This window comes from Zooshikella ganghwensis (genome assembly GCF_018263875.1).
Taxonomy (GTDB): Bacteria; Pseudomonadota; Gammaproteobacteria; order Pseudomonadales; family Zooshikellaceae; genus Zooshikella; species Zooshikella ganghwensis.
Window position 1 is genome coordinate 874,041 of record NZ_JAEVHG010000001.1, and the last position, 25,869, is coordinate 899,909.

At 41.0% G+C, this 25,869-nt stretch carries 21 protein-coding genes and 1 riboswitch; of the genes, 14 read left to right on the plus strand and 7 right to left on the minus strand.

Translation table 11 applies throughout. The annotated features are described in order from the left end of the window. Nucleotides 1-18: 18 nt before the first annotated feature. Nucleotides 19-426, minus strand: coding sequence for a cytidine deaminase (gene cdd / locus KHS79_RS03815; RefSeq protein ID WP_233468171.1), 408 nt, complete (start codon nucleotides 424-426; stop codon nucleotides 19-21). Nucleotides 427-747: 321 nt separating this feature from the next. Here cdd and KHS79_RS03820 point away from each other — a divergent pair, with 321 nt between their 5' ends. The 3 genes from KHS79_RS03820 to KHS79_RS03830 all read left to right on the plus strand — a co-directional run bounded on the left by KHS79_RS03820 (nucleotide 748) and on the right by KHS79_RS03830 (nucleotide 2,956). Continuing rightward, on the plus strand, nucleotides 748-924 hold the full coding sequence (locus tag KHS79_RS03820) for a hypothetical protein (protein ID WP_157365469.1): 177 nt from the start codon (nucleotides 748-750) through the stop codon (nucleotides 922-924). 173 nt (nucleotides 925-1,097) lie between these two features. Then, on the plus strand, nucleotides 1,098-1,853 hold the full coding sequence (locus KHS79_RS03825) for a TerC family protein (RefSeq protein ID WP_027708491.1): 756 nt from the start codon (nucleotides 1,098-1,100) through the stop codon (nucleotides 1,851-1,853). 71 nt (nucleotides 1,854-1,924) lie between these two features. Further along, nucleotides 1,925-2,956 carry a quinone-dependent dihydroorotate dehydrogenase gene (locus KHS79_RS03830; RefSeq protein WP_212716745.1) on the plus strand — a complete coding sequence of 344 codons (1,032 nt, stop codon included), beginning with the start codon at nucleotides 1,925-1,927 and terminating at the stop codon, nucleotides 2,954-2,956. Between the two features lie 73 nt (nucleotides 2,957-3,029). On the opposite strand, the gene rmf is transcribed toward KHS79_RS03830, so the two are convergent. Beyond that, on the minus strand, nucleotides 3,030-3,242 hold the full coding sequence (gene rmf, locus KHS79_RS03835; RefSeq protein WP_027708489.1) for a ribosome modulation factor: 213 nt from the start codon (nucleotides 3,240-3,242) through the stop codon (nucleotides 3,030-3,032). A 327-nt stretch (nucleotides 3,243-3,569) separates the two neighbouring features. Between rmf and rlmKL the strand changes: the two genes are divergently transcribed. From rlmKL to KHS79_RS03855, 4 genes are all read left to right on the plus strand, one after another. Beyond that, entirely contained in the window at nucleotides 3,570-5,753 is a 2,184-nt protein-coding gene (rlmKL, locus tag KHS79_RS03840) for a bifunctional 23S rRNA (guanine(2069)-N(7))-methyltransferase RlmK/23S rRNA (guanine(2445)-N(2))-methyltransferase RlmL (protein WP_212716748.1), read from the plus strand. A 319-nt stretch (nucleotides 5,754-6,072) separates the two neighbouring features. After that, the gene (locus tag KHS79_RS03845; protein ID WP_051311466.1) at nucleotides 6,073-6,384 is read left to right on the plus strand and encodes a hypothetical protein; all 312 of its coding nucleotides are present in this window, start codon (nucleotides 6,073-6,075) and stop codon (nucleotides 6,382-6,384) included. 404 nt (nucleotides 6,385-6,788) lie between these two features. Further along, on the plus strand, nucleotides 6,789-7,034 hold the full coding sequence (locus tag KHS79_RS03850; protein ID WP_212716750.1) for a glutaredoxin family protein: 246 nt from the start codon (nucleotides 6,789-6,791) through the stop codon (nucleotides 7,032-7,034). Further along, complete coding sequence (locus KHS79_RS03855; protein ID WP_212716752.1) at nucleotides 7,019-7,906, plus strand: helical backbone metal receptor; 888 nt, start codon at nucleotides 7,019-7,021, stop codon at nucleotides 7,904-7,906. Before KHS79_RS03850 ends, KHS79_RS03855 begins: the two co-directional genes overlap by 16 nt. Nucleotides 7,907-7,929: 23 nt before the next feature. Here the strand turns inward: KHS79_RS03855 and cobO are convergent, their stop codons facing one another. Both cobO and KHS79_RS03865 read right to left on the minus strand, forming a co-directional pair. Continuing rightward, nucleotides 7,930-8,532, minus strand: coding sequence for a cob(I)yrinic acid a,c-diamide adenosyltransferase (gene cobO / locus KHS79_RS03860; RefSeq protein ID WP_212716753.1), 603 nt, complete (start codon nucleotides 8,530-8,532; stop codon nucleotides 7,930-7,932). Between the two features lie 20 nt (nucleotides 8,533-8,552). Continuing rightward, nucleotides 8,553-10,403, minus strand: coding sequence for a TonB-dependent receptor domain-containing protein (locus KHS79_RS03865; protein WP_212716755.1), 1,851 nt, complete (start codon nucleotides 10,401-10,403; stop codon nucleotides 8,553-8,555). A 154-nt stretch (nucleotides 10,404-10,557) separates the two neighbouring features. Continuing rightward, nucleotides 10,558-10,810: riboswitch (cobalamin riboswitch) on the minus strand. An 89-nt stretch (nucleotides 10,811-10,899) separates the two neighbouring features. Between KHS79_RS03865 and KHS79_RS03870 the strand changes: the two genes are divergently transcribed. Further along, on the plus strand, nucleotides 10,900-11,775 hold the full coding sequence (locus KHS79_RS03870) for a cation diffusion facilitator family transporter (protein ID WP_212716757.1): 876 nt from the start codon (nucleotides 10,900-10,902) through the stop codon (nucleotides 11,773-11,775). Here KHS79_RS03870 and KHS79_RS03875 read toward each other — a convergent pair. Further along, on the minus strand, nucleotides 11,772-12,839 hold the full coding sequence (locus tag KHS79_RS03875; protein ID WP_212716759.1) for an AraC family transcriptional regulator: 1,068 nt from the start codon (nucleotides 12,837-12,839) through the stop codon (nucleotides 11,772-11,774). The two genes, KHS79_RS03870 and KHS79_RS03875, sit on opposite strands and share 4 nt — an antisense overlap. 431 nt (nucleotides 12,840-13,270) lie before the next feature. Between KHS79_RS03875 and KHS79_RS03880 the strand changes: the two genes are divergently transcribed. From KHS79_RS03880 to KHS79_RS03890, 3 genes are all read left to right on the plus strand, one after another. Beyond that, nucleotides 13,271-14,953: an FAD-binding oxidoreductase gene (locus tag KHS79_RS03880; RefSeq protein WP_212716761.1), complete on the plus strand. Its 1,683-nt coding sequence runs from the start codon at nucleotides 13,271-13,273 to the stop codon at nucleotides 14,951-14,953. Continuing rightward, nucleotides 14,940-16,508 (plus strand): glycerol-3-phosphate dehydrogenase/oxidase, encoded by a 1,569-nt coding sequence (locus KHS79_RS03885; protein ID WP_212716763.1) that lies wholly within the window; start codon nucleotides 14,940-14,942, stop codon nucleotides 16,506-16,508. The genes KHS79_RS03880 and KHS79_RS03885 overlap by 14 nt, the downstream gene beginning before the upstream one ends. A gap of 81 nt (nucleotides 16,509-16,589) precedes the next feature. Next, nucleotides 16,590-18,146, plus strand: a complete 1,557-nt coding sequence (locus tag KHS79_RS03890; RefSeq protein ID WP_212716765.1) for an FGGY-family carbohydrate kinase — start codon at nucleotides 16,590-16,592, stop codon at nucleotides 18,144-18,146. A gap of 141 nt (nucleotides 18,147-18,287) precedes the next feature. Here KHS79_RS03890 and KHS79_RS03895 read toward each other — a convergent pair whose 3' ends face one another. Continuing rightward, entirely contained in the window at nucleotides 18,288-18,866 is a 579-nt protein-coding gene (locus KHS79_RS03895; RefSeq protein WP_212716766.1) for a PEP-CTERM sorting domain-containing protein, read from the minus strand. 609 nt (nucleotides 18,867-19,475) lie between these two features. Here KHS79_RS03895 and KHS79_RS03900 point away from each other — a divergent pair. After that, nucleotides 19,476-21,038, plus strand: coding sequence for a M28 family metallopeptidase (locus KHS79_RS03900; protein ID WP_325167547.1), 1,563 nt, complete (start codon nucleotides 19,476-19,478; stop codon nucleotides 21,036-21,038). A gap of 39 nt (nucleotides 21,039-21,077) precedes the next feature. Here KHS79_RS03900 and KHS79_RS03905 read toward each other — a convergent pair whose 3' ends face one another. Further along, entirely contained in the window at nucleotides 21,078-21,908 is an 831-nt protein-coding gene (locus KHS79_RS03905; protein ID WP_212716770.1) for an HAD-IA family hydrolase, read from the minus strand. 908 nt (nucleotides 21,909-22,816) lie between these two features. Between KHS79_RS03905 and KHS79_RS03910 the strand changes: the two genes are divergently transcribed. Continuing rightward, the gene (locus KHS79_RS03910; protein WP_027709818.1) at nucleotides 22,817-24,415 is read left to right on the plus strand and encodes an alkaline phosphatase; all 1,599 of its coding nucleotides are present in this window, start codon (nucleotides 22,817-22,819) and stop codon (nucleotides 24,413-24,415) included. A 726-nt stretch (nucleotides 24,416-25,141) separates the two neighbouring features. After that, the gene (locus KHS79_RS03915; protein ID WP_027709819.1) at nucleotides 25,142-25,828 is read left to right on the plus strand and encodes an MlaA family lipoprotein; all 687 of its coding nucleotides are present in this window, start codon (nucleotides 25,142-25,144) and stop codon (nucleotides 25,826-25,828) included. The last annotated feature ends 41 nt before the right edge of the window (nucleotides 25,829-25,869 follow it).

Sequence of the window (25,869 nt, forward strand, 5' to 3'; positions counted from 1 at the left end):
CTGTTTAAAGAAATGCATTTAGAAATTAAAGCTAGCAGGCAGTAGCTCACTCATTTGCCATAGTGTTGTTTCTTCTTTATCGCATGCTGCATAGATAGGAGCACTTTCAGATAAAAACTCTGCCATGACTTGGCGGCAGGCTCCACAAGGTGAGTAAAGCTTATTGCCAGGCATGTAGATCAGCAAACCTGCAAGGTCTTCTTTTTTTAGTCCTTGTGAAACAGCTGAAAAGATGGCGGTACGCTCTGCACAATTGGTTAGGCCAAAAGAAATGTTTTCAACATTGCAGCCAGGAATTATTTGTCCGGCTTTAGTGAGAAGGGCTGCACCTACAGGAAAGTCACTATAGATACAGTATGCATTTGCTGCAGCTTGTTTGGCAGCTGCTTTCATAGCCATGAGTGTATCATGGGGAATTTCATTCATACCAAAACCCTCTGATAATCTGCTAGATAAGCTTTAAAGCAAATAAGCAGTTTACCAATGACTATCAATAAAAGATGGTTTTTAGATCAGTAGCCTGGTGCCTTGAAGCCTTATTTAAGCTTAACAATGGCAAGAAACTTTTAGCACGGTAGTTTGTTTCAATGCTCTGACTATTATCAATCAAACGTTTCACTAGCCATGATGTTGTGATCAAAACCATCATTCGTTACTACTATACCCTTTACCAAGCAATTGCAAATCAACTGCTTATTTTCGGTATGCAAAACAATAGTTTAAACACACTCAATACGGTTTGTATGAATGTGTAAAAATGAAAAAGGGCCTTTAAGCCCCTTGTGTATTATAGTTTTAAGCCAACTTATTGATTTAACTGTTATTACCGTCACAGATTGCCATCACTTGAACGAAAATGCAAGCACCTACTCTGTAAATCCTGGTGACTCAAATGATTTAAAAGAAGGGCGTGATTTCACATAAATGAAATTCGGTTAAAGACCTCATAAATGTCATGTGAAGATGGATTCTTGTCAATTTACTTCTATAATTCTGACGTTTTTAAGCGGTTATTTTGACGTACATCATATTGATAGGCTGACACTTCTATACTGGAGAACGTCCTTTTAATCAATGTCACCACTGTAAGGTTTAATATGGAATGGCTTTTTGATCCTCAAGCGTGGATCGCTTTAGCAACGCTAACAGCACTCGAAATAGTTCTGGGTATAGATAACATCATTTTTATATCCATTTTGGTTGGTCGCTTACCACAGAGTGAACGGCAAAAAGGGCGGTTAATTGGCCTATCACTTGCCATGGTTATGCGAATTGGATTGTTGTTGTCTTTAACCTGGATTATGCAACTGACAGCACCACTTTTTACGGTGATGTCACAGGAAATCTCTGGGCGAGACCTCATATTACTGGCTGGGGGGCTGTTTCTGATTGCAAAAAGTACCTTTGAGATCCATAACTCACTTGAAGGGCCAGAAAGTCATCAGCAAAAGCAACAGCAAGTTAGTTTTTTAAGTGTGCTGATCCAGATTGCTTTGATTGATATAGTGTTTTCATTTGACTCAGTCATTACCGCTGTAGGCTTGGCTCAACATGTTCAAGTAATGATTATTGCCATTGTGATTGCGGTCATTGTGATGATGGTTGCAGCAAAATCAATCAGTGAGTTTGTCGATCGCCATCCCAGTATTAAAATGCTTGCATTAAGCTTTTTGGTCTTGATTGGAACGACCCTGGTTGCTGAAGGTTTGGATTTTCACATTCCTAAAGGATATATCTACTTTGCTATGGCTTTTTCCTTTGGGGTGGAGGTGCTCAATATGCGACGCCGAAGCCGTCAAGGAGTACCTGTTGTATTACACCGACCTCTTAGTAAGGAGGGGATAGAAGAATAACCTTAGCGGCAGTGAGTTTTCAGGGTATAATTTTGCGCCAACTTGCAACTATGGAGTAAAGGGTCCAGCCTGTGTATCACTTACTGCGTCAACTATTGTTTACATTACCACCAGAACTAGCTCATGATGCTGGTTTAACTGCCATCAAGACGGGTCAAACACTAGGTTTGACCCGTTTTTTTATGCCTCAATTACCCGAATGCCCTGTTAAGCTCATGGGGTTAACTTTCCCAAATCCTGTGGGGCTTGCTGCAGGTATGGATAAAAATGCAGACTGTCTTGATGGGTTAGGCAATTTGGGATTTGGTTTTATCGAGGTGGGTACGGTTACCCCAAAACCTCAGCCAGGAAATGAACGTCCGCGCTTATTTCGAATACCTGAGAAACAGGCCATCATCAACCGAATGGGGTTCAATAATAAAGGAGTTGACCACCTTGTTGAGCAAGTGGTTCGTCGCAATTACTCAGGAATCGTTGGGGTTAATATAGGAAAAAACCTAACAACGGCTGTCGAACAAGCAAATGAAGATTACTTAACCTGCTTACGCAAAGTATATCTTGCAGCTGACTATATTGCGGTCAATATTTCTTCACCTAACACCCCGGGTCTAAGAACATTGCAGTTTGGGGACTCATTAAAACAGCTACTATCCTGCTTAAAAACAGAGCAGCAATCGCTTGCTAAACGCTATGGCTGTTATCGTCCATTAGCCCTTAAGATAGCGCCTGACTTAACAGATGATGAGATAATGTTAGTGGCAGATGCCGTTTGTGATCAAGGTTTTGATGGCATCATTGCAACGAATACGACGATAGATAAACAGCAGGTTTCTGACTATAAGCATGGGCAAGAAACGGGAGGACTTAGTGGCACTCCATTAAAGGAAGTGTCAAATAAGGTCATTAGTGCTTTGCGGTCTGAATTAGGGCCAGATTTCCCCATTATTGGGGTTGGCGGAATTATGTGTGCAGAGGATGCAGTACAAAAAATTAAGTCTGGCGCAGATATCGTGCAAATTTACTCTGGATTTATCTACCAGGGACCCACTCTAATCAGGGACTGTGTATTAGAGATTAAAAAGTCACTCGAAAAAGAAACTTGAGTTGATATGTGACAGGGCCTATAAAACTTAGGCCCTGGTTTGTTGGTGTGTTAAAAGTGTAAGAGGAGGTAGTCTAACTGTAGTGGAGCTGCTGCTGTTTATGAATGCCTGATACACCGGTATAGCCATCCCAGCTATCGGTTCGTCCCTCGCGCCAGCCGCTTAGCCATGCTTGTCGTTGATTGAGTTGATCGTGTGGACAGGATTCTTTAGGTTTTCCTGTGACGCCTGATTGATACCCTTTTTGGAAAGCCCTTTCTTCTCTACTTCTTTTTTGTCTTTTCATAATCCAGATCGCCTCACTGGCTTTAATGAGTGAATTGAATGATTACAGTAGTAAGTATTTTGCAAAAGGAATGCTTACATTAAACTGGTGGTTAATGACCCCTCTTAACACACACCTCAGTTAGAGTAATAGCGGATAGCACTCTTAAAGTTAAGAAATCATTATTTATAGATAATTAATCTTTTATTAATCTTCTCTATATGAGTTTAGTTCATTGAAGTAAATCAATACAGGTAACAATAAGCAATAATGAAGATTATGCTTTGAATTCATCGTAGATCCGCTAGAATAGCCGGATTTTTTTACCTGCTCAGATGATGACGTACTATGGCAAATACGATAGTTGACTGCTTTGTAACATGTGCAAAGCATTTGGAGGGTTTGTTAGCTGAAGAGATTCAGTCGCTAGGAGGGCGAGAAGTTAAAGAAACCGTTGCCGGCGTGACATTCAAAGCGGCAATGCTGGATGTCTACCGTATTTGCATGTGGAGTCGTCTTGCTAACCGGGTTCTACTTCCTATGGTTCAAGGCAAAGTTGAACGTGCTGATGACTTATACGCATTGGTACAACAAGTGCCCTGGGAAGATCATCTATCACCAACAGGAACCTTAGCGGTTGACTTTTCTGGTTCTTCAAATGCAATCAGACATACTCGATTTGGCACACAAACGGTTAAAGACGCCATTGTCGACCTCTTAAGGACTAAAACAGGAAAGCGGCCCACGGTTCAGCTTAAACAGCCAGATTTAAGAGTTAATGCTTATCTTAAGCGTGATCACGTTATTATTGCTCTAGACTTGTCAGGTGACAGCTTGCACCAACGGGGCTATCGACTACAAGCAGGGACAGCACCACTCAAAGAAACATTAGCGGCAGGCGTTTTGTATCGTCTAGGTTGGCCAAACCGCTGGCAAGAATACCCAGTGCTGATTGATCCTATGTGTGGTGCTGGAACACTGGTAATTGAAGCTGCTCATATGGCTATGGATCGAGCTCCAGCGCTGAATCGTCAGTATTTTGGTTTTAACCGTTGGTATGGACATACTCCTCTGCACTGGCGAGAAATTGTCGCTGAAGCTCAAGATCGCTTTGCTGCGGGCCTTGAACGTGAACTACCTGAGTTTATTGGATTAGAAACTAATCAAGCAACGCTTAAAGCAGCATGTAACAATATCCAGCGAGCAGGTTTACAAGATAAAGTCCAAATTAAACACCAAGATCTTTCTACATTACCGCAAGTTATTGGCAACTTAGGAAAGGGGTTTTTAGTCACTAATCCTCCCTATGGAGAGCGTTTAGGAGAGGATGCCACACTACTTTATTTGTACCAAAACTTAGGAACCCAGCTAAGAGAGCATTGTATGGGCTGGGATGCAGGACTAATTACTGGCAACCCTGAACTGGCGAAAAGAATGGGACTAAGAGCTAAGCGTCAGTATTCATTTTATAATGGTGCCTTGCCTTGTAAGCTGTTGACCTTTGATGTTTCTCCAGAGTATGTAGTAAAAGCCCATAAACACGCAGAAGGGCAGACTCAATCCAGCCGTGAAGCTTATGTAGAAGCACCTGTTTCTGCAGGAGCAACAATGTTTGCTAATCGGCTTCGTAAAAATATTAAAAAGCTAAAACCTTGGCTAAAACAACAGAATGTTGATTGTTATCGAATCTACGATGCTGACATGCCCGAGTATGCGTTTGCCATTGACCGCTATGCTGATTGGCTTCATGTTCAGGAGTATGCTCCTCCTGCCAGTGTTGATCCTGAGCGTGCACAGCAGCGCTTGCTGGATGCTTTGAGTGTTCTACCGGATGTAACAGGTGTTGCGAGTAACCAAATTGTGCTTAAGCAGCGTCGAAAGCAAAAAGGAACTCAGCAATATAAGCAACATGATCAAACCGGTGACTTCTTTCCTGTGACTGAATATCAGGCTCGGTTCTTGGTTAATCTAAAAGATTATCTGGATACTGGACTGTTTTTGGATCACCGGCCGATGCGGCGACAAATATTTGCTGAGGCAAGAGGTCTGCGTGTACTGAACCTATATTGTTATACTGCATCTGTGTCCGTTCATGCGGCACTGGGTGGGGCTGCTTCTACAACCAGTGTGGACTTGTCTCCGACTTACATTGGCTGGGCTACAAAAAACTTTGCCCTGAATGGGTTAGGGGAGCAGCATCAGTTGGTCCAAGCTGACTGCTTAAAATGGTTGGAGCAAAACCACACTCAATACGACCTCATTTTTATTGATCCTCCTACATTCTCAAACTCAAAGCGTACTGAACAAGATTTTGATATTCAGCGTGATCATGAGAAATTATTAACGCTGGCTATGTCTCGTTTGAACAAGAAAGGTACTCTGTATTTTTCTAACAACTTTAGGCGCTTTAAGTTTGCGGATCAGCTGCTTTATCGGTTTGAGGTAGAAGAACTATCTAGCAAGACGATAGACCCTGACTTTGCTCGAAACCCTAAAATTCACCGCTGCTGGCGACTTTGCCATCGAAACTGATTTGCAGGGAGCGTGTCATAATGACAATCGGCGATCCCTCGCCGATTGACTGAGAAGTGGGCTATTTGGTCTAATACCATAAGTTAATGCAATTTATCTCAGTAAGTGAACTAGGTTCCAAATAGCAGAAGTTTGCTGACGAGTATCAATTTATATAAGGCCAGTTGCAGTATAATCCGCCATTAATGCCCCGTTAAAGAGGGTGTAGAGGGTTGGTTAGTTCGTTTAAGTAAATTTAAGTGATACCGTTCCAGGACAGGGGGCGGTAAGTACTGATTTGCCAAGTAGTTATTAGTTAAGCAGTAGTTGGAGACATATTATGCCTGAGATCATTGTTACCATTGCTGGTTTTTTTCCAATGATCATTTTTCCTGCCGCTACAGTGATTCAGTTGGTTGCACTGTTAAAAAGTAAAACAGGAAAAGGGGTCAGTAAAATGACTTGGTTTCTCTTCGGAATTGCAAATATTGGTGCTTATCTGATGAGTCCACAGAACTATGCATCAATTCAGTCTATTGTTGGATTTTTAGGTACAGCATTGATCGACTTTGTTATCGTCTTTCTTGCGTTTAAGTTCGATTTAAGTGAACGTAACGAAGCTAGTCGTTGTAGCGCTGCTGTTACAAACTAGCTTGCTTCATCACTACAAAAAAAGCCCTGTTTAAGGGCTTTTTTTATGCCTTTTATTTTATAGTTGCTTTTACAAAATGGCTAAACATGCTACTGCATGTTTAATGATAGCAGCCTTAAGTTTAATAAATGTTGGCGGGTTCATGAGTGCCGTGCTGACACCGCTATCACGAAAAAAGGGTATTTTTAGAAGTACCTATAAGTTCTTATCAATAAAATATCGCAAGAGCGGTTACTTATATGCTATAAAACACCTGATTTATAACTTATACCTGTCATGAAGCATTTAGGATTTGCCTTCAGTATTCTTGTTTGTTAAGGATAGTGGCAATGTAGTTTAACTAGAGGATTTGACTAAACCTCTGAAAACCTTTCGTCATAGGTATATTTATCGAGCTTAAATGTATGACAAAACGAAAGCTAATACTTTACTCTACAGAAGGGTGTCACCTGTGTGAACAGGCATTATGTTTGATAAACTCAACTTCTCATATATCAAGCATAGATATAGAGATTGTTGATATTGCTGTATGCGACAAGTTAATAGCGTTATATGGTGTACATATTCCAGTACTGGAAGATAAACACAGAGAAAAAAAACTATTTTGGCCTTTTGATGAGGTGCAATTATCAACATGGCTTTCAGAGTAACAAATTATCGCTTGTTCAAGTTGCATTTTTCTTTGTTAGTTTGGGCCTTGCTGATCTCATTCATTCCAGTTTCAGTAGCACAAGGACATGATCATAGCGAAGTGGAAAGCACGTCACTACGCGTGATCAGTTTGGCTCCTCATATCACTGAGCTACTGTATGCTGTTGGAGCTGAAAAGAATATTGTTGGTGTAATTGATGGTAGTGATTTTCCTCCAGATGCACAAAAAAAACCTATTATTGGTGCTTATAACTTACTTAATTGGGAACAAATTTTTGCTGTTCAGCCGCAATTGATTATTGCTTGGGGGAGTGGAAATAAGCACTTACTTGGGGGAAAGGCTGAACAGTTAGGTATACCTATTATTTTTTCAGAACCGAAAACATTACAAGCTATCGAAGATGAGTTGATTCGGTTTGGCTCGATAACGGCTCATGAGTCTGAAGCAAAACAAGCTGCTTTAGCGTTTAAACAGCGATGGCAGCAGTTAGCATCTCAGGTTAAGTCGAAATCTTTAAAACAAAAAGTCGCTATATTATTAAATATTAATCCAATTCAAACACTGAATGGACAACACTTAACGTCTGAAGTTGTTTCATTGTGCGGTGGTGAAAACATATTTTATGATGCTAAAGTTATAGCGCCTCAAGTAAATTTTGAAGCGCTTCTTGCACATCAACCTGATTGGTTAATAGTTACTGATCCTCTATTTGTAAAGCAATTAACAGGGCGTTGGAAGACTTTAAAAGCCGTTCAACAAAAACGAATAATAACGGTTAATCCGGACCACTTTTTACGACAAACACCTCGTATTTTAGTTGCAATGGAAACAATTTGTCAGAAATTAGCTGGCGTAAAAATCGGCGAGTAATAAAAAGCTTCCATTGTCTTAACTTACCAATCAATACCTTCTTGTGCTTGAATACCCGCATCAAAAGCATGTTTAACGGGCTGAATGTCACTTACTGTATCAGCTATGTCAATTAACGCTTGAGGGCAACCTCTTCCGGTAATAATAACCGACTGCATGGCTGGACGTTGTTGTAATGCACTCATAACCTCTTCTATTGCCAAGTAGCCATAGCGTAGCACATAAGTAATTTCGTCAAGGACAACAAGACGTAGGTTAGGGTCACTTAGCATTACTTTTCCTGCTTTCCAGACTTCTTGTGTAGCAGCGATATCCACTGTTTTATCTTGAGTCTCCCAAGTAAAACCTGTTTTCATCACATGAAAGGTAGCGCGTCCAGTTTGCTCTAAAAGTTGACGTTCACCACAAGGCCAGTCACCTTTAATAAACTGTATTATACCTGTGTGATAACCATGGCCTATGCAGCGTGCTACATTCCCAAATGCGGCAGTTGTTTTTCCTTTACCATTACCGGTTAAGACAAGAATGATGCCGCGGGACTCATTGGCCGCTGCAATACGTTGGTCAATATGTTGTTTTTTTTTAATCATACGCGCCTTGTGGCGCGTGTGCTCATTATTTGTCATAAGAGTTTAGCGTCAGTTGTTTAAAGGTTGGGCCGATACGTTAAAGAGATAAAGGTATTAATACCATCGGTTTCGTAAGGAATATTATTATTTAAATCCTCTACGTAGTCTTTATCAAAAAGGTTATTTATTTTCCACTCAATACTGACTTCATCTGTCAGTGCATAAGCCTGGACTAGGTTTACGGTTGCATAACCAGGTAGCGTTACGTTGTCCGAACCTATGTTTTTACGTTTACTTTGGCCTTGCCATTCAAAACCTAGGCTATATAGCCCAAAGTTTTTATGGGTCACAATGGAAAATTGTCTACGACTTCGGTTAGGTAAGGTTTGCTCTTTGTTTTGGCCGTCAGTATCTGTGTTTTTGTCAACAGGGTCTAAAATTGTAAAGTTGCTATCAATTTGCCAGCCTTGCCATAGGGTATTGATAGCAAGCTCTACGCCTTTAATTTGCGCTTTTTCGCTGTTCTCAGGTTTACTATTTTGGAAAATAATCATATCGTCAATGTCAGTTTTAAACACGTTCATTTGCCACTGAGTATGTCCAAAATCTGCTTGTAAACCCAATTCATAGTGTTTGCTTTGTTCGGGATTTAAGTCAGGATTACTAAAGTTGGGATAATATAAGTCATTAAAAGATGGTGCTACAAATGCTTCACCGTAGCTGGCTGTTACCTTAAAAGTATCGTTAATTGGCATACCCCAAGCAAGGTTTCGAGTGTTGTGCTTGCCAAACTGTTCATTATCATCTTGACGAAATCCCAGCAGGATTTCATGCTTGCCAAGTTGTAACTGGTCTTGAATAAACCAGGCACGGTTTTCACGTTCATCTTCATCATAACTAGTTGTTGAGCTTAAATGATCATCACTGTAATCAAAGCCGAAGGTGATTAATTGGACTGGAGACAGTTGTATATTATTCTGCCAGTTAAATGCTCGACGTTTAGACTCTAACAAAAAGTTACGGCCAATATGATCTGTCCTGTCATCAGATTTATCGGTGGTAAGGCCAGCACTGATTTTAATGTCCCATTGTTGAGTAAGTTGATGGCTATAATTTGTATTAACTGTTTCGAGAGTGGTTTCGGTATAAACTGGGCTATCTACTAGATAAGCATTGTCATACTCCGCATCAGCTTTTTGACGCATGAGCTGTAGGGCTATTTGGCTATCATTATTGAGCTGATATTGAATATTCCCTGTAAAAGACTTGTTGCGATAGCCATCATTTTCATTACTTAAGTCACCATGCCAACGGTTAAAGCCTTCTGTCGTATAGTAGCTCGTTTTTAGCCCATAATAGGCATCTCCCTGCTTACCTTTTATCCCAGTCATATATTGCTCACTTTTATGAGAGCCAAATCCAACCTTAAAAGAAGGTTCTATGGGTTTTTCGCTGTATTGCTCTGTGAAAATATGGATGACACCGGCAAGAGCCTCTGACCCATATAGCACTGAGCGAGGACCTCTGACAACTTCTATACGTTCCACTTGGTTAATATCAATTGAGGATAAAGATGCTTTGCCACTGGTAGCAGTATTTATTTTTATGCCGTCGACGAGCACTAGAACTTGTTTGTCACTTGAACCTCTAAAGAACAGTTTTGATACTGTGCCCTTACCTCCTGTGGTAGTAATGTTTACACTTGGCACGTGTCGAAGTACATCGAATATGTCCTGTGCTTGTAAGTGTTCAATATCTTGCCGGGTAAAAACATTAACAGGAGCTAAAGAGTCAGTTATCACTTGAGGTGTTTTTGTAGCAGTGACAACCATATTGGGTAGGTGGTAACTGTCTTCTGCTTGGGTAGTGGCGGTATAATACAGGCTGAAAAAAGAGATTCCTGTAATGAGTGTGCTGATTTTATTCATTGAGTCCTCAAAACCATGTACTGCTGTTGAGTGGCTTTGAGAAGGGCAAACAGGTAACAGCTGTCGGATAATATGTAATGTATACACATTCTGACAGAGGCTCGTTAAAGATCCCAAGAAAAGGGAAGTACCTGTGGGTGAAGCCCTCCGCATCACCTAACGTAGGTTATAGGCCGGTATCCGGGCTTACAGACTGTTGTATATGAAACAACAGCTACCACATCCTTCCCATGCTGATGAGTTATTACTCAGTAAGCACAGTGGATTTTGGGTATTTAGGTGGTCTTATCACCTAGACTGTTTACCGTTGCGGGGGCAGCGTTGGCTTGTTAGAACCCAGCAGGCTCTAGTTACCACTCTTCCCGTTTAACCAATAATGTAATGGCACCTATAACACATTGTATGTTGTAAAAAAGCGCTATATTGAGAGCAATGCTGGCTTGAGTCAAGTATACCCTTCGTGAGTTGTTGTTTGGGGATTGAGTACGAATTAACTATGTCTATTTTTAAATCTGAAGATAAAGTATTTTGGTTACGCTTTGCCAGTACAGCATCTGTCGTAACGGCTATTATGCTGATCTTGGTAAAATTAGTTGCCTGGGTGGTAACAGACTCAGTGAGTATTTTGGCTTCTCTCATCGACTCGTCACTGGATGCGATGGCATCCATCATTAATTATGGAGCAGTGAGTTACTCGTTGAAGCCTGCTGATGAAGACCATCGGTTTGGTCATGGTAAAGCAGAATCTTTAGCGGGACTCGCTCAATCTATGTTTATTATGGGATCAGCATTAGTGCTGATTTTTCATGCAGTAGGGCACTGGCGGAAATCAATGGTGGTTGAAGCGGAATGGGTTGGTATTAGCGTAAGTATTTTTGCTATTCTGCTTACTTTTGTATTATTGGGTATTCAACATATTGCGGTTAAGCTAACAGGCTCCGTTGCAATAAAAGCAGATTCTTTGCATTATCGAATGGATGTGCTGACTAACTTAGCGGTTATTGCGGCATTGGCGTTAACAGCTATGGGTATCCATCAGGCAGACAGTTTGTTCGCGATTGCAATAGCCATTTATATGGTTATGAGCGCCAGAGAAATTCTAGTGGATGCAATTAATCGATTAATGGATCGTGAACTTCCTGTCTATACCCTGACCCATATTGAGTCTTTGGCTTTGGCTGTACATGGCGTTCGTGGTATCCATCAGTTACGGACACGACAGTCAGGGATGATACCAATAATCCAGATGCATGTTGAACTGGATAAGGATTTAACCTTAGCACAAGCCCATGCAATTGCTGATAATGTTGAAGCAGCGATTCAAGCCGATTACCCTGATGCAGATATTACTATTCACCAAGACCCTGTTTAATAATTACACGACGTTGACTGGATAGTTTGTGCTGTACGATAGCGACTGGGTGTTATGCCAGTCCATCGCTTAAAGCTGCGCTGAAATGAGCGTACTTCATTAAAGCCCAAGTACTCAGCAACTGTCTGAATTGTCATTGCACTTTCTTTCAGTAGATATTTAGCTTGCTCCATCCGAACCAAATCAAGTAATTGCTGAAATGTTGTTTGCTCACTTTTTAAGTGGCGATGTAACGTCCGAGTGGTCATTCCCAGTTGTTTAGCAATCTCCTCTTTTGTGAATACGGCATTACTAGAAAGCTGTTGCTGTATAATGGCTTTTACGCGTGCGGTTAAGTTGGCTTGGGGGGTGAGCGTTGCAACGACATGTTGTGCATGTTGCTCCAAGGTTTTCAGTAATGCCGGGCTGGCTTGTTGTAAAGGTGTGTGCAGATCGGTAAGGGCTATATCCAGGCTATTTTCAGGCTTGTTAAAATAGACTGGACAATTAAATAGCTGCTTGTACTCCTGATAATCGGCTTCTACAGGGCCATTATGAGCAAAGTGTACAACAATAGGAGTACGCTCAGGCTTTCCTGTAATCCAGCGAGCGTAGTGGGTCCATGCAGCAAAACAATGCTCAACCATATGTCGTTTGATTGTTGGGTGTGTATAAATACATGACCAACTAATACGTAATCGATCAGGCAAGTAGTCTAAGGATGTGCTACCCATATCGCCTACTAGCTTTTCATAAGGTGTAATTCGCAGAATAGCATCGTTTAAAGTGGCGCAGTTCATAGTGATGTAGCCGAGCACATTGTAAGACGCTGGTTGTATAAATTGAGCCGCGTGCAGTCCAAAAAGCTCATCGTTTGCTTCATCGATTAATGCGAGTAGTAATTGTTGTGCCTTCCAGCCAGGAAATCGCGCAGCGGTATCTGTACAAGGTATAATACATAGCTGCTTTAAAAGTTGTTGGGTGTTGATATCTAATTGATGGGCATAATGTAGGTAGGGTAATAAGCTACCCCATGACACTTCACCTAATAATGAGCTGGCCTCAATTGTTACTTTATGTGGCATTTTTTGACATTATCTTTGGTATTTATTCCCGTTAGTATATATCCAAAAGTGGTGCATTTTGAATAAACCACACATTTAGAGTGATGGTGCAAAAGCGAGATAAGATATAAACATGATAAGATCATTTTTAGTTTGGCTATGAACTAAAAATACAATCATATACCCATAATGGATGGATATACCCAATATGAATGGTTTTTAGGTGCGGCCATCGAATAACTAAGCCCCATGAGCCTATATTAATAGGTGATTGGGGTGAGGAGTGAAGATAACAAAACCTAGAAATCATTCGTGAAGGGTATAGTTATAAATATTAAAAACAATAAAAAAGCTGAATAGGCCATGTAATAAAGTTTTTTATGTCTATTTTTCGTCATTATTATTCAAGCCTTTTAGTAGACTGATGTGAGCTATCGATAGGGAGGTTCGTTATGCAGAGGTGGAATAGTTGGGGAGAAGCAGGCCATGACTACCCGCTTCCTGAGCATGCACTTCACTATTTAGCAGATTTAATTGGTCCAGGTTATCCTCTTGAAGAAGTTCTGCTGGAAACGGTGTCTACCAAGGTTGCAGAAAGTCGTTTGGCTAATCATTCTTTAGTTAATAAAGACCCAGAGGTTCGTGTATGTTATGCCAGAGGGCATAGTTTTGCTGACTGGCTGGCTAAAAAAAGTGGACAATTTGAAACGGTGCCTGATGGTGTCGCTTTTCCAGAAAGTCGTGATGATATACTTCAGTTGTTGGAATGGGCAGAGCAAATGGATTGCAATCTTATTCCATATGGGGGCGGTACTAGTGTGGTAGGACATATTAACCCTCAGGCAGGTGCAAGACCTACTTTAACTGTCAGTATGTCTCGTTTAAGCCAGTTGCTTGCACTGGATAAAGAAAGTTTATTAGCAACATTTGGTGCAGGGACTACAGGTCCACAAGTAGAAGCTCAGCTACAGGCTCATGGTTTTACGTTGGGACATTTTCCTCAGTCATTTGAATACTCAACGCTAGGTGGGTGGGTCGCCACACGCTCAAGTGGTCAGCAATCTTTGGGTTATGGACGCATTGAAACGCTCTTTGCTGGCGGTCGTTTAGAAACATTCCAGGGTAGTTATTATTTACGTCCATTTCCTGCGGAGTCTGCTGGTCCTGATTTAAAAGAATGTGTTTTGGGCTCAGAAGGGCGGTTAGGCATTTTATCTGAGGTGATTGTTAATATTTCCCGACTACCTCGGTTTGAAGCATTTTATGGATTATTTTTCCCTGACTGGCAGGCAGGTATTGCAGCCTGTCAACAAGCGCTACAACAACGTATACCTTTATCGATGCTAAGGCTGAGTGCCCCGGAAGAGACGGAAACTTTTTTGCGGCTATCGGACAAACAAAATGCAATTCGCTGGTTAGAAAAACTACTTGTAATGCGAGGAGCTAAAGCAGGGCGGTGCCAGTTACTAGTTGGTGTTTCTGGGGAAAAAGCGCAATGTCATCATGCCTGGAAGCAGTTACGTCGCATCAGTCGTTTTTATGGTGGGGTTAATACTGGGCAATTAATTGGCCAACAATGGCAACGCCATCGTTATCGAAATCCTTATTTGCGAGAGACCCTATGGCAAGCAGGCTATGGTGTTGATACGGTAGAAACAGCGACTCAGTGGTTACATATTGATTCATTACGTCAAGCGATGGAGCAAGCGCTTCGTAGTGCTTTACACGATGCTGCTGAGCAGGTGCATGTTTTTACCCATATTTCTCACTGCTATGCCCAAGGCGCAAGTTTGTATACGACATTTGTATTTCGACTTGGAGAAACCTATGACATTACTTTAGCACGCTGGCAAAAATTGAAAGCGGCAGTAATGCAAGCCATTGTAACGCATGGCGGGACCGTCAGTCATCATCATGGAGTGGGAGTTGATCACCGTACATTTCTACCTTCAACAAAAGATGAACAACAGTTGAAGGCTATTTCAGCGTTATGTCAGCACTTTGACCCAAATGCAAGACTATGTGCCCATAACTTATTACCACCAAATTTCGATACTTTGCTAACAGCAACTGGTCCAACAGCATCTGGTGATTTATCCCATGTACTCAAGGACACTACAGATGTTGTCGCCTGATTATTTAAAAAAACTTTCCACCCCAAGCTGGGATGTGATCGTGGTTGGTGGAGGTATTACAGGAGCAGGTATTTTACGTGCAGCGGCACAACAAGGGTTACGCTGCTTGTTGATTGAGCAGCGTGATTTTGCTTGGGGCACATCGAGTCGTTCTTCAAGTATGGTGCATGGAGGTTTGCGCTATTTGGGAAGTGGAGACTGGAAGTTAGCACGAGACTCGATTAACGAGCGTGAATGGTTGCAACAATCTTTACCTGGACTTGTCAACTTCATACCTTTTTTAATGCTGCATAAGCCATGGCAATGGCCTACACATCATGCCTTTCAGTTACTGTTAACTTGTTATGATCGATTGGCTGGGTATCGAACGCGTCAGTGGTTTAATAAATTAAAAATACGGCAATTACTGCCTTTTGTATCGTCGGCTTGTGTGAGTGGTTCAGGTTTTCAAGATGCTCTAACTGATGATGCACGACTGGTTATGCGTGTGTTGCAAGAAGCCAAAAATGATGGGGCTGAGCTGTTAAGCTATACGCGTGTTGATGAGCTGGTGTATAGAGACAATCAGGTTGTGGGTGTAAAAGTTTGTACTGAAGCCAATAAGCAGGCAGTACTTGAGGCCACGGTCGTGGTTAATGCGACAGGTGTTTGGAGTAATAAGCTAGCGTCATTAGCACCGGGATTAACGCTAAGACCTTTACGAGGAAGTCATTTGACTTTTCCTGCTTGGCGATTGCCTGTTCCCGCTGTGGTCAGTTTTTTTCATCCTCAAGATCATCGCCCCGTTTTTATTTATCCTTGGAATAATGCAACGATTGTTGGTACAACGGATCTCGATGAGTCCCAAAAACTTGATAAAGAACCAAAAATATCATTAACAGAAATTGATTATTTACTATCAGCGGCTAATAGCCAGTTTCCTCATGCGAAGCTTACGGCAAGTGATGTATTAAGTTGTTGGAGTGGGGTTCGACCAGTATTGAGTCAAAAACGACAGCGGAAGCCTTCTAAAGAATCTAGACATCATATGATTTGGCAAGAGCCAGGGCTTATTTCGGTTAGTGGCGGAAAGCTGACAACCTTTCATTTAATTGCAGAGGAGGTTATGACGTTAGTTGCCCAATACTGCCCAGATGCGCAACCTGTGTCCATACACACATCACCATGGCTGAGAACACCACCAATTTCCAATCAGTGGTTGCGTTACTTAAATCCACAACAGTTGCAGCGTTTATTTGGATACTACGGAAAAGCAGCAAATGAATTACTTACCTGTGCGAAAAAAGAGGAGCTGAATACCATAGGTGCATCTCATACGTTATGGGCGGAGTTGAAGTGGATATTGATGCATGAGTGGGTGATACATTTGGATGATTTACTGTTGCGTCGAACTCGTTTAGGCTTATTACTTCGTAATGGTGGGGATGAATATTTTCCTCAAATTAAATACTACTGCCAACAATTGTTAAGCTGGGATGATCAGCGCTGGCGGCAGGAAGTGCAGCGATACCAGCAGATCTGGTTGCGTGCTTACCAATTACCTAATGTAAGTTAACTTCATTGTGCCTTTTGCAACAACCTCTTAGCAGTGCATAAAATACTGAAGCTGTTTTCTATCATGTAATTAGAGAAAGGCATGAGAAAAGAATCGTTCGTATTGGCAATAGATTGTGGTACGCAAAGTGTTAGAGCAATGGTTTTTGATAAGCTCGGAACACTTTTGGCAAAGCAGCAAATTGCATTACACGCTTATACATCACCCCAGCCAGGCTGGGCTGAACAACATCCTGATTATTTTTGGCAGCAACTGTCAACGGCTTGCCAACAACTTTGGCAAAAACACCCTGATTATCAATCACAAATTTCAGGGCTGGCCTTAACCTGCCAGCGAGGTTCAGTGGTTTTTCTTGATAAGCAGGGTATGCCATTACGGAGTACTATTTTATGGCTTGATCAGCGACGAGCTACTCAACTGTTACCTTTACCAACTTACTTAAAATGTGGCCTGGGCCTATTGGGGTTGTCATCAACATTAACGTATTTACAAAGTAAAGCTCAAGCAAACTGGGTAAGGCAACATCAGCCTGAAATTTGGAGTAAGACGACTTATGTTGTCTATTTGTCTGGTTACTTGTTGTATAAACTAACGGGGGAATGGGTTGATTCAACAGGAGCGATGGTCGGTTATTTGCCGTTTGATTATAAGCGTTTACAGTGGGCTAAGAAAGGGTCATGGCGTTGGTCACTAGCTGGTGTTTCTACTCAGCAATTGTCAAAATTATATGATCCAGGTGCATTATTAGGTCATTTATCTCCGCAAGCCGCTGAGGTGATAGGCTTAAAGGCTGGATTACCAGTATTTGCTGCCGCTTCTGATAAAGCATGTGAAGTATTAGGTGCAGGGGCATTTTCCTCAGAAATTGCCTGTCTAAGCTATGGAACTACAGCGACGATTAATACAACCCAACACCAGTATGTTGAGCCTATTCGCTTTATTCCTCCGTATCCTGCAGCCATTCCAAAAGCCTATAATACAGAAATAATGGTTTATCGCGGATTTTGGATGGTAAGCTGGTTTAAGCGAGAATTTGGTAAGGAAGAGCAGCTTCGTGCTAAGGAACTTGGTGTTCCTGCGGAAAAACTATTTGATGAATTATTGGCGAAGTCTCCTCCTGGGGCAATGGGCTTAACGTTACAACCCTATTGGTCTCCTGCGTTGAAACAACCTTTTGGTAAAGGCGCAATTATTGGATTTGGTGATGTTCATACGCGTGCGCACCTATATCGAGCGATTGTTGAAGGACTAGCCTATGCGTTGCGTGCAGGAAAAGAACAAATTGAAGCACGTAGTGGGATCACCATAAAGTCAATTCGAGTATCAGGTGGTGGGGCGCAAAGTGATGCCGTTTTGCAGTTAACAGCTGATATTTTTAATTTGCCTGTTAAGCGGCCTCACACAATTGAAACATCGGGGTTAGGCGCAGCCATTAATGCTTATGTTGGATTAGGTGTTTACTCAAGCTATGCTGAGGCGATTGCAGCAATGACTCGATGTGATAAAACATTTTTGCCACATACGGAAAATGTTAAGTTATATAATGCACTTTATGGTAAAGTCTATAAAAAAATGTTTGGTAGGTTACGACCGTTATACAAAAATATCCAGCAAATTACAAGCTATCCTTCATATTAAGATGTTTGATATTATTGGCTAAACACCATTTCTAATAGGTGTATCTAAACACCTCTGTCTTGATTTACAAACAAGGCTTCATCATAGGCAAAATTATATGCCCATGATGAAAGTTTGTGAGTAAAATGTCGGGCTAAATACTTAGCGAGTAGATTTTTTTCTGTTTAATAGTAAACCTAATCCGCCGAGCATTAATAAAGCAGGTGTTGTAGGTGTTGGTACTTGGGTAAAGGACAATGCATCCATCCCCCAAACTGTAGGAGAGTGGGTTTTAATGACAATTTGGTCTATTTGAGACCAGCCTAACTGGATATGTGTTGCTTGCGTATCATTTAACGTAAACATACCGCTGTTGAAGATTTGCTGCCCATCACGCCATCCTTCAAAGCTTATTAAGCTATCATTGCTATCGCTAACCCAATAACCACCGTCAAAATTAATTAAACTGTTTCTTAGCCAGCGCATGATAATATCATGGCCAGAAAAATTCAGTACAGCATTTACACCGTCTATCGCTGCATTTTTTAAACCATTTGCTTGTTGGCTTGCGTCAAATACTAATGATGGCCCATCACCACCGAATGAAAAACCACCGTAGTTATTTATAACGTCTAAATTGCTACCAGGATTAATGTCTTCAAAACTTAGCAGACCTGCATGCGCTGAAGTGGCACAAAGAGCAAAGGTTAATCCAGCAATTTTTTTATAGACTGACTTCATCCATGACTCCTTATATGTATTATTATTTAAGTGTCTAGCACGTTTGTTGTAATAAGAGTGCTATTGTCAATCGCTCTGTGGCGATGGATTCGTTCCGCATAAAGCCCTATGGTAAGGGGATATAAAATTTTGGTCCAAGACATTTATATCATTATAATTTACTGCTGTTAGGTCAACTAATACAGTGTAAATTATGGCGTTTTATATTAGTTTTTATTTACTCTCTAAGCGAATCATTTTTTAGACTTTGCTGCTGATGTTGTTCTTAACAGGCCAGTCTATCCCCAATAAAAACATTCACAAAGGATGAGAGTGATCAATATGAATATTTTAAAATATAGGTTGTGGGTGAAACTTGTACGATAATGCAAACTCTTGTTGTTGTACAGCGAAAAACTTTAAAGTAGAAGACACTTGTTCGATGTTAAAACAACAAAATAGAAAAATAAAGTTTTAGCTTGGTATTGTGTGTTAGGTATGGCTGGTATAAATTGAAAGGGTAAAATAAAACTATAAAGTTATATACCCTACTCTGTGGGTATAGAAGGGATGTAACCGTAAAAATTTTAGAGCAATAAAAATAATCCGCGCAACGATATGGAGGACATCATGCGCAAAAAACTTCTTCCGGCAATGATTGCAATATTGGGGGGCACGTCAGGCCTAGCGACAGCTGATACGAGCACAACAGCCGCTATGTGTGACCAAACGATTAACCGTATGCCTTGGCAGTTAATGGAATGTGTTAATGCATATGGTGTAAAACAACACCTGCAAATGTTTCAAACGATCGCAGATGCTAATGGTGGTACTCGTGCATCTGGTACCAGTGGCTATGATCAAAGCATAGATTATGTTGTTAATTTAATGTCATCAGCAGGTTACGATGTAAAAGTTCAGCCTTTTGCGTTTACTTCATTTGAAAAGCTTGGTGCATCGACCATGGTGCAAACAGCGCCAGATTCAAAGGATTATAAAGAAGATACTGATTTTAAAGTAATGACACATTCTGAACCTGGAAATGTGACTGCACCTGTAGCACCTGTTGATATTCATCTCGGTCCTAATAATAATTCAACCAGTGGTTGTGAAGAAGAGGATTTTGATAATTTCCCAGCTGGTAGTATTGCGTTGATTCAGCGTGGTGCATGTGCTTTTGGTTTGAAAGCTGAAAATGCGGCAGCTGCTGGTGCAGTAGGGGTTATTATTTTTAATCAGGGAAATACCGAAGATCGTAAAGGCTTAATGAGTGGTACTTTAGGTAGTAGTTACAGTGGCGGTATTCCTGTTATGTTTACTACCTATGACGTGGGAGAGTCACTGGTACATGCTCGCAGTCCGCAACTGCAGATGTTGGCTAATGTGAAGCGTATTGCTACCGAAACGTACAATGTCATTGCAGAGTCAAAGGGTGGTAATCCAAATAATGTGGTGATGGTAGGTTCTCACCTGGATTCTGTAGATGAGGGACCTGGTATTAATGACAATGGCTCGGGAAGTGCTGGGATTCTGGAAATTGCGTTAAAAATGCAATATCTGATGCCTAAGAATAAATTACGGTTTGCTTGGTGGGGCGCTGAGGAGTCAGGCTTAGTTGGTTCTACACATTATGTGCAAAACTTGACAGAAGAAGAAAAAGATAAAATAGCCTTATATCTGAACTTTGATATGATTGGTTCTCCAAATTATTTTAATGGTATTTATGATGGAGATGGCTCATCTTTTGGACTTGAGGGGCCTCCAGGTTCAGATGTGATTGAACATACCTTTGAACGTTTTTTTAATTTATTCGGTCAACCTTACCGAGGCACTGAAATCAGCTTCCGGTCTGACTATGCTGAGTTTTTTAATGAAGGTATTGCCTTCGGAGGCTTGTTTACTGGTGCTGAAGGTATAAAAACAGAAGAAGAGGCCAGACGTTTTGGCGGTGAAGCTGGTAAGGCCTATGATCACTGTTATCACCAGGCGTGTGATGATATCACTAATATTAATGATCGGGCGCTTGATATCAATGTTGATGCTGCTGCTTTTACCACACTGATCTTTGCATATTCAACCAAATCACTTGAAAATACGACAATTCAACCTCCTTTACGGGCAAATAACATGCGTCGTACAGTGCCCGCTAAGAAAATAGAGCCAGAGCGTTGGGGGAATGACTGGATAAAATAATCACGCTGGCGCAAGGTAAAATCATGTGGCGAGCGGCTGTTAGGGCCGCTCTCCTCTTTTTAGGCGTGCCTCAATATCTTCTAGGCATGACTGAATATCGCTAATAGTATCTACAACGTAATGAGCACCTGCTCGATAAAGACTGAGTGTTGCTTCGCTGCGAATTTTATCTCTTTCTGTGTTGCTCAGCTGGTTCCATTCATTGATGGAGCGGTTATTGTATTCTCCACTAATGGCGGTACCTATTGTCCACATACCAGCATTAAGACCTTCTTCGATACCCTTAAGACTATCATCTACTTTTACACAAGCTGAGACGCTCAAAATATCTAAAGCAACAGCACAGGTAAGGGCTAGATGAGGGGCTGGTCGAGGTTGGCTAACATCAGCAGCACTCACCCAGTGGTCAATTTTTATACCTTCTTCAGCCAGTTGTGGAATGAGATCACTGGCAATATCTCGACAGTAATGAGTGCAAACCCCCACCTTATAACCTTGTTTTCGTATGAATTGGAAGACAGTTTTGCTGTCAACGGGTAATGACAGCTGCTGACTTGCACACACTATTTGCTGTGTTCTTAACTGTATATTCAGTTGTTCAAGCTGTTTTTCGTCAGGTAGTGAACCTTGATGTTGTTGCCATTGGTTTTTAATAGACTCTATCGCAAAAAGATACTTGAGTTGGGCCAAATCAGGTAAGTCTGCAACAGCCAGTAAAGTATCGGGTGGTAGCTGTATCTGATACTGGTTAAAAAGCTGCTGTAGTGCTTGACCATTGGCTTTAGCGCCAAAATCTACCAGTGTTCCTGTCATATCAAAAATGACAGCTTGTATTTTGCCGCAGTATTTGCGGTGATAGTTGAGATGCATTGGGGCTCTCCCATTCACGTGTCTAACACAATCCGATGTGTTGTCGGGCATTCACTAGAGCCTTAGGGTGTGTGAATTGTGTTGTTATTATGATCTATTTTTGAACATTGCATGCTTGCTAAATTCTATAATAGACGGTTTTATGTGAGTCGGCATAAACAATAATTACCTAAATCAACAATAAATTATGATTAGACAGTCAGGTAAGGCGAGGAAAATGTTATAAAAGCTGGCATGCTGTCAATAGGTTTGGATAAACTTAGTTAAAATATGAAGTAATTATGAAGAAAAATTGAATTATGTATGAATGGCAGCACTTTTACGACTTAATATTCAAAGTAAAACGACGTGTCTGTTATTAAGTGTACAGTTTCTGAATAATTAATAATGTCGTACGAAAAGTAAGCAGGGTTGGCTGGAAGCGGCTGAAAATGAGTATCAAGACAGGCCTGATAGGTTCAGTAATGTTTTTTGTTACAAATTACAAAAGTCTGCTATTCGTTATTTTAAATAAAAAGGGAATTCTTTACGTAATATCTAACAATTTGGTAATGTAGCTGCGCTAGTCTTTCTGTTGTTATTTTTGCTGAACTGGCTAAAAATACGACAAAATTAGCATGTTGTAGTGTTTTTTAATAAGTTACATGCCTCAAGTTATGAAACGACAAATAACATTAAAACGCTAGAGCCTTTACAGTCCGTTTAGGGAGAAAATTAATGAAGGCGTAGGGTGTACGTCGTTAACATATTGGATAAATAGGTATGAACTGATTGAAAAAGTATAACTCACGTATAGTAAGTATTTTAAGCGATTCGTATTTTTGCTCAAAAAATTTCTGGCTGAGTTATAAATATAAGCTGCAATTACTTTCAACATTGTTTATCCCAAAGCTAGTATCGAGGGGATTATGAAAGCCAAAAAAGGTTTATTAGCAGGATTGATCACAGCGTCAATGTTAACTGTTGCGTCTGGTGGTTATGCTGACCAGAAGATCAAAAATGTCATTTTGCTGATCGGGGATGGAATGGGGCCTCAGCAAGTGGGTTTGCTGGAGTCGTATGCGCGACTTGCACCTAATTCGATTTATAAAGATAAGCAAGGAAAAACAGCGATCACAAAAATGGCTGAAGAAGGTGTTGTTGGGTTATCGATGACTTATCCTGCGGGTGGCGTAGTTGTTGATTCCGCGTGTTCAGCAACACAGCTATCATTGGGGGTGTTAGCTGGCTCAGAAATGATTGGTCTGGATGATCAAGGTAATGTTGTAGAAACTGTATTGGAAAAAGCTAAAAAGCTTAATAAAGCAACAGGCTTAGTTTCTGATACGCGTTTAACTCATGCTACACCAGCCTCTTTTGCTGCACATCAACCACACCGTTCACTCGAAAATAAGATTGCAGTGGATATGCTTAACGTGGGGCCTGATGTCATGCTGTCTGGTGGTTTACGACACTGGATACCTGCTTCAGTTAATGCTGATAAAGCTAGCAAACAAAGTGTTGCCAAACTGGTGGGTAACAATGTTGCTATCAAGTCAAAGCGTAAAGATGAGCGGAACTTACTGTTGGAAGCGCAAAAGAAGGGGTACCAGCTTACATTTGACCGTGACCAGTTAAGCAAGGTTAAAGAGGGTAAAGTGCTGGGCTTATTCAGTAACTCAGGCATGATGGATGGTATTGCTTATACCCATAATAAAGATAGCAAGCAGCGTCATGAGCCGTCTTTAAAAGAAATGACGACAAAAGCAATTGATCTGCTTTCAAAAGATAAAGATGGCTTTTTCCTGATGGTTGAAGGTGGCCAGATTGACTGGGCAGGGCACAATAATGATGTAGGTACGATGCTTCATGAAATGATAAAGTTTGATGAAGCAATTGGTGCTGTTCTGGATTGGGCTAAGGGACGTGATGATACTCTAGTGGTATTGACGGCAGACCATGAGACCGGCTCATTTGGCTTCTCTTATTCTGCTCACAACTTGCCAAAAGCTCAAAAGCTACCTGGTGCAGGCTTTAAAGGCGCTGATTATGCTCCATTCTTCAATTTTGTTAAGCCTAATGTGCTAGATAATATTTACAGCCAAAATAAGACATTTGGAGATATGGTAGTCGATTATCAGGCGCTACCAAAAGCCAAACAAACACCTGCTGCCTTAGCTAAAATTATTAGTGATAGTACAGGTTTTAAAGTCACTGAAGCTCAAGCGAAGGCGATTCTTGCAGATCAAAAAAATCCATTTTTTGTTAAAGGGCATAGTTACCTGGGGGCAGAAACCTTACCTAAAGTAAATGACTTTGCTGCATTTTATGTTTATGGTGAAGAAATCCGCTACAACCTGATTGGTCGAGCATTATCTCAACAGCAAAACGTGGTTTGGGGAACGGGTACACATACACATACACCGGTTGCGGTATTTGCTTATGGCCCTGAGGAAGCTACGCGTACTTTTTCGCTGTTACAACATCATGCAGATGTAGGACAAAAGCTAAAAGCCGCATTGCAGTAAACGCGTACCTGCTTAGTTAAAGAGAGATGGGAGATGCCTAAAACCTAATGGTGGTAAGGCATCTCTCTTATTAAAATCACAATACGTTATTTATACTTTGGTGCTATACAGTACCTGTTGTTCATCCCCTCATGATTTTATTTTGCTACCCTTTACTTGATTTACACGAATTTTGCCATTGAGTGCTTGCTGAAATTGGCAGTTACTGGGTAAAATCGCTGTTTGTTTGTGCTTAGGTTATCAGTTTGAGCATTGCGCTTAGTTTTTGTCGATGCATTATCACTTGGTTATACAATATTCATAGTATGTTATTAGTGATTGCTTAACCGTTAAAAGATAGGTTCTATATTTTTTGCTAATCTATACTGACTGATTTCGCTTGTTCATTTGACCTAGGCTAGTAATGATTTAAGGTTTGTATAAAACATCGCGTGTTTCATAAGTGCTGACTTTTGATCGTAATCTACCACACAAGCTATGTACTGCTATTTGAGCTAGATATCGTTGTTTAAGTTAGGTTAAGTAGTGCGACAAGTGTTAATCATAAACCCATAAAAACTCATTGAACGTATTTTTTGGTAGATGCAGTGAGTTGCTGGTCTAAGTGTATAAATGATAACTGACCCACATGAGCGCATGAGCTAGTAGGTTACAACGTGCGTGATAATGTAAAGAAAGATAAGATACTTTCATGAGCGCAAAAAGATTACTGGTTGAGGATTTCGAATGTTAATGGTGTTACGCAAAACGGCTTTTTCCCTGCTGCTTAGTATGTGTGTAATAGGGCAGAGCTTTGCTGAGCATCCTGATGATCCATGGGAAGGTTTTAACCGGTCTGTTTTCCAATTTAATGAAACAGTTGATGATAATTTCTTTAAGCCTGTAGCTAAAGGTTATCGTTATGTGACGCCGGACCCTGTAGAGCAATTGGTGACTAATTTTTTTAGCAATATTGGTGAAGTGCCCAACATTATTAACGATATACTTCAGCTAGAAGGAAAACAGGCAGCCAATGATACGGGGCGCCTACTGGTGAATTCAACGATTGGTATGCTGGGGTTACTCGATGTTGCTGAGCATATGGGGCTTGAGAAAAACTACGAGGACTTTGGTTTGACCATGGGACACTGGCAGGTACCTCGTGGGCCTTATCTGGTGTTGCCACTCTTTGGACCTAGTACAGTTCGCTCTGCAACGGGTATGGTACCTGATAGTTACATGAATCCCATTCGTTATGTTGACAATGTGCCTACTCGTAATGTGCTGTATGTTATGAAGGTAGTGGATAAGCGAGCAGGGTTGTTGAAGTCTGAAGATTTGATACTGGGTGATAAGTACACATTTATTCGTGATACTTATATACAGAACCGTGAATTTTTACTGACTGGCGAACAGCCGGAAGATGATTTCTAATAAAGATTCTATCAATATTGCTAAATACCAAATGGCGGTAT

Coding starts and splice junctions, on each gene's coding strand:
- cdd (WP_233468171.1), bottom strand. CDS start 426: ATGAATGAAATTCCCCATGATACACTCATGGCTATGAAAGCAGCTGCC.
- KHS79_RS03820 (WP_157365469.1), top strand. CDS start 748: ATGTGTAAAAATGAAAAAGGGCCTTTAAGCCCCTTGTGTATTATAGTT.
- KHS79_RS03825 (WP_027708491.1), top strand. CDS start 1,098: ATGGAATGGCTTTTTGATCCTCAAGCGTGGATCGCTTTAGCAACGCTA.
- rmf (WP_027708489.1), bottom strand. CDS start 3,242: ATGAAAAGACAAAAAAGAAGTAGAGAAGAAAGGGCTTTCCAAAAAGGG.
- rlmKL (WP_212716748.1), top strand. CDS start 3,570: ATGGCAAATACGATAGTTGACTGCTTTGTAACATGTGCAAAGCATTTG.
- KHS79_RS03845 (WP_051311466.1), top strand. CDS start 6,073: ATGCCTGAGATCATTGTTACCATTGCTGGTTTTTTTCCAATGATCATT.
- KHS79_RS03850 (WP_212716750.1), top strand. CDS start 6,789: ATGACAAAACGAAAGCTAATACTTTACTCTACAGAAGGGTGTCACCTG.
- KHS79_RS03855 (WP_212716752.1), top strand. CDS start 7,019: ATGGCTTTCAGAGTAACAAATTATCGCTTGTTCAAGTTGCATTTTTCT.
- cobO (WP_212716753.1), bottom strand. CDS start 8,532: ATGACAAATAATGAGCACACGCGCCACAAGGCGCGTATGATTAAAAAA.
- KHS79_RS03865 (WP_212716755.1), bottom strand. CDS start 10,403: ATGAATAAAATCAGCACACTCATTACAGGAATCTCTTTTTTCAGCCTG.
- KHS79_RS03870 (WP_212716757.1), top strand. CDS start 10,900: ATGTCTATTTTTAAATCTGAAGATAAAGTATTTTGGTTACGCTTTGCC.
- KHS79_RS03875 (WP_212716759.1), bottom strand. CDS start 12,839: ATGCCACATAAAGTAACAATTGAGGCCAGCTCATTATTAGGTGAAGTG.
- KHS79_RS03880 (WP_212716761.1), top strand. CDS start 13,271: ATGCAGAGGTGGAATAGTTGGGGAGAAGCAGGCCATGACTACCCGCTT.
- KHS79_RS03885 (WP_212716763.1), top strand. CDS start 14,940: ATGTTGTCGCCTGATTATTTAAAAAAACTTTCCACCCCAAGCTGGGAT.
- KHS79_RS03890 (WP_212716765.1), top strand. CDS start 16,590: ATGAGAAAAGAATCGTTCGTATTGGCAATAGATTGTGGTACGCAAAGT.
- KHS79_RS03895 (WP_212716766.1), bottom strand. CDS start 18,866: ATGAAGTCAGTCTATAAAAAAATTGCTGGATTAACCTTTGCTCTTTGT.
- KHS79_RS03900 (WP_325167547.1), top strand. CDS start 19,476: ATGCGCAAAAAACTTCTTCCGGCAATGATTGCAATATTGGGGGGCACG.
- KHS79_RS03905 (WP_212716770.1), bottom strand. CDS start 21,908: ATGCATCTCAACTATCACCGCAAATACTGCGGCAAAATACAAGCTGTC.
- KHS79_RS03910 (WP_027709818.1), top strand. CDS start 22,817: ATGAAAGCCAAAAAAGGTTTATTAGCAGGATTGATCACAGCGTCAATG.
- KHS79_RS03915 (WP_027709819.1), top strand. CDS start 25,142: ATGTTAATGGTGTTACGCAAAACGGCTTTTTCCCTGCTGCTTAGTATG.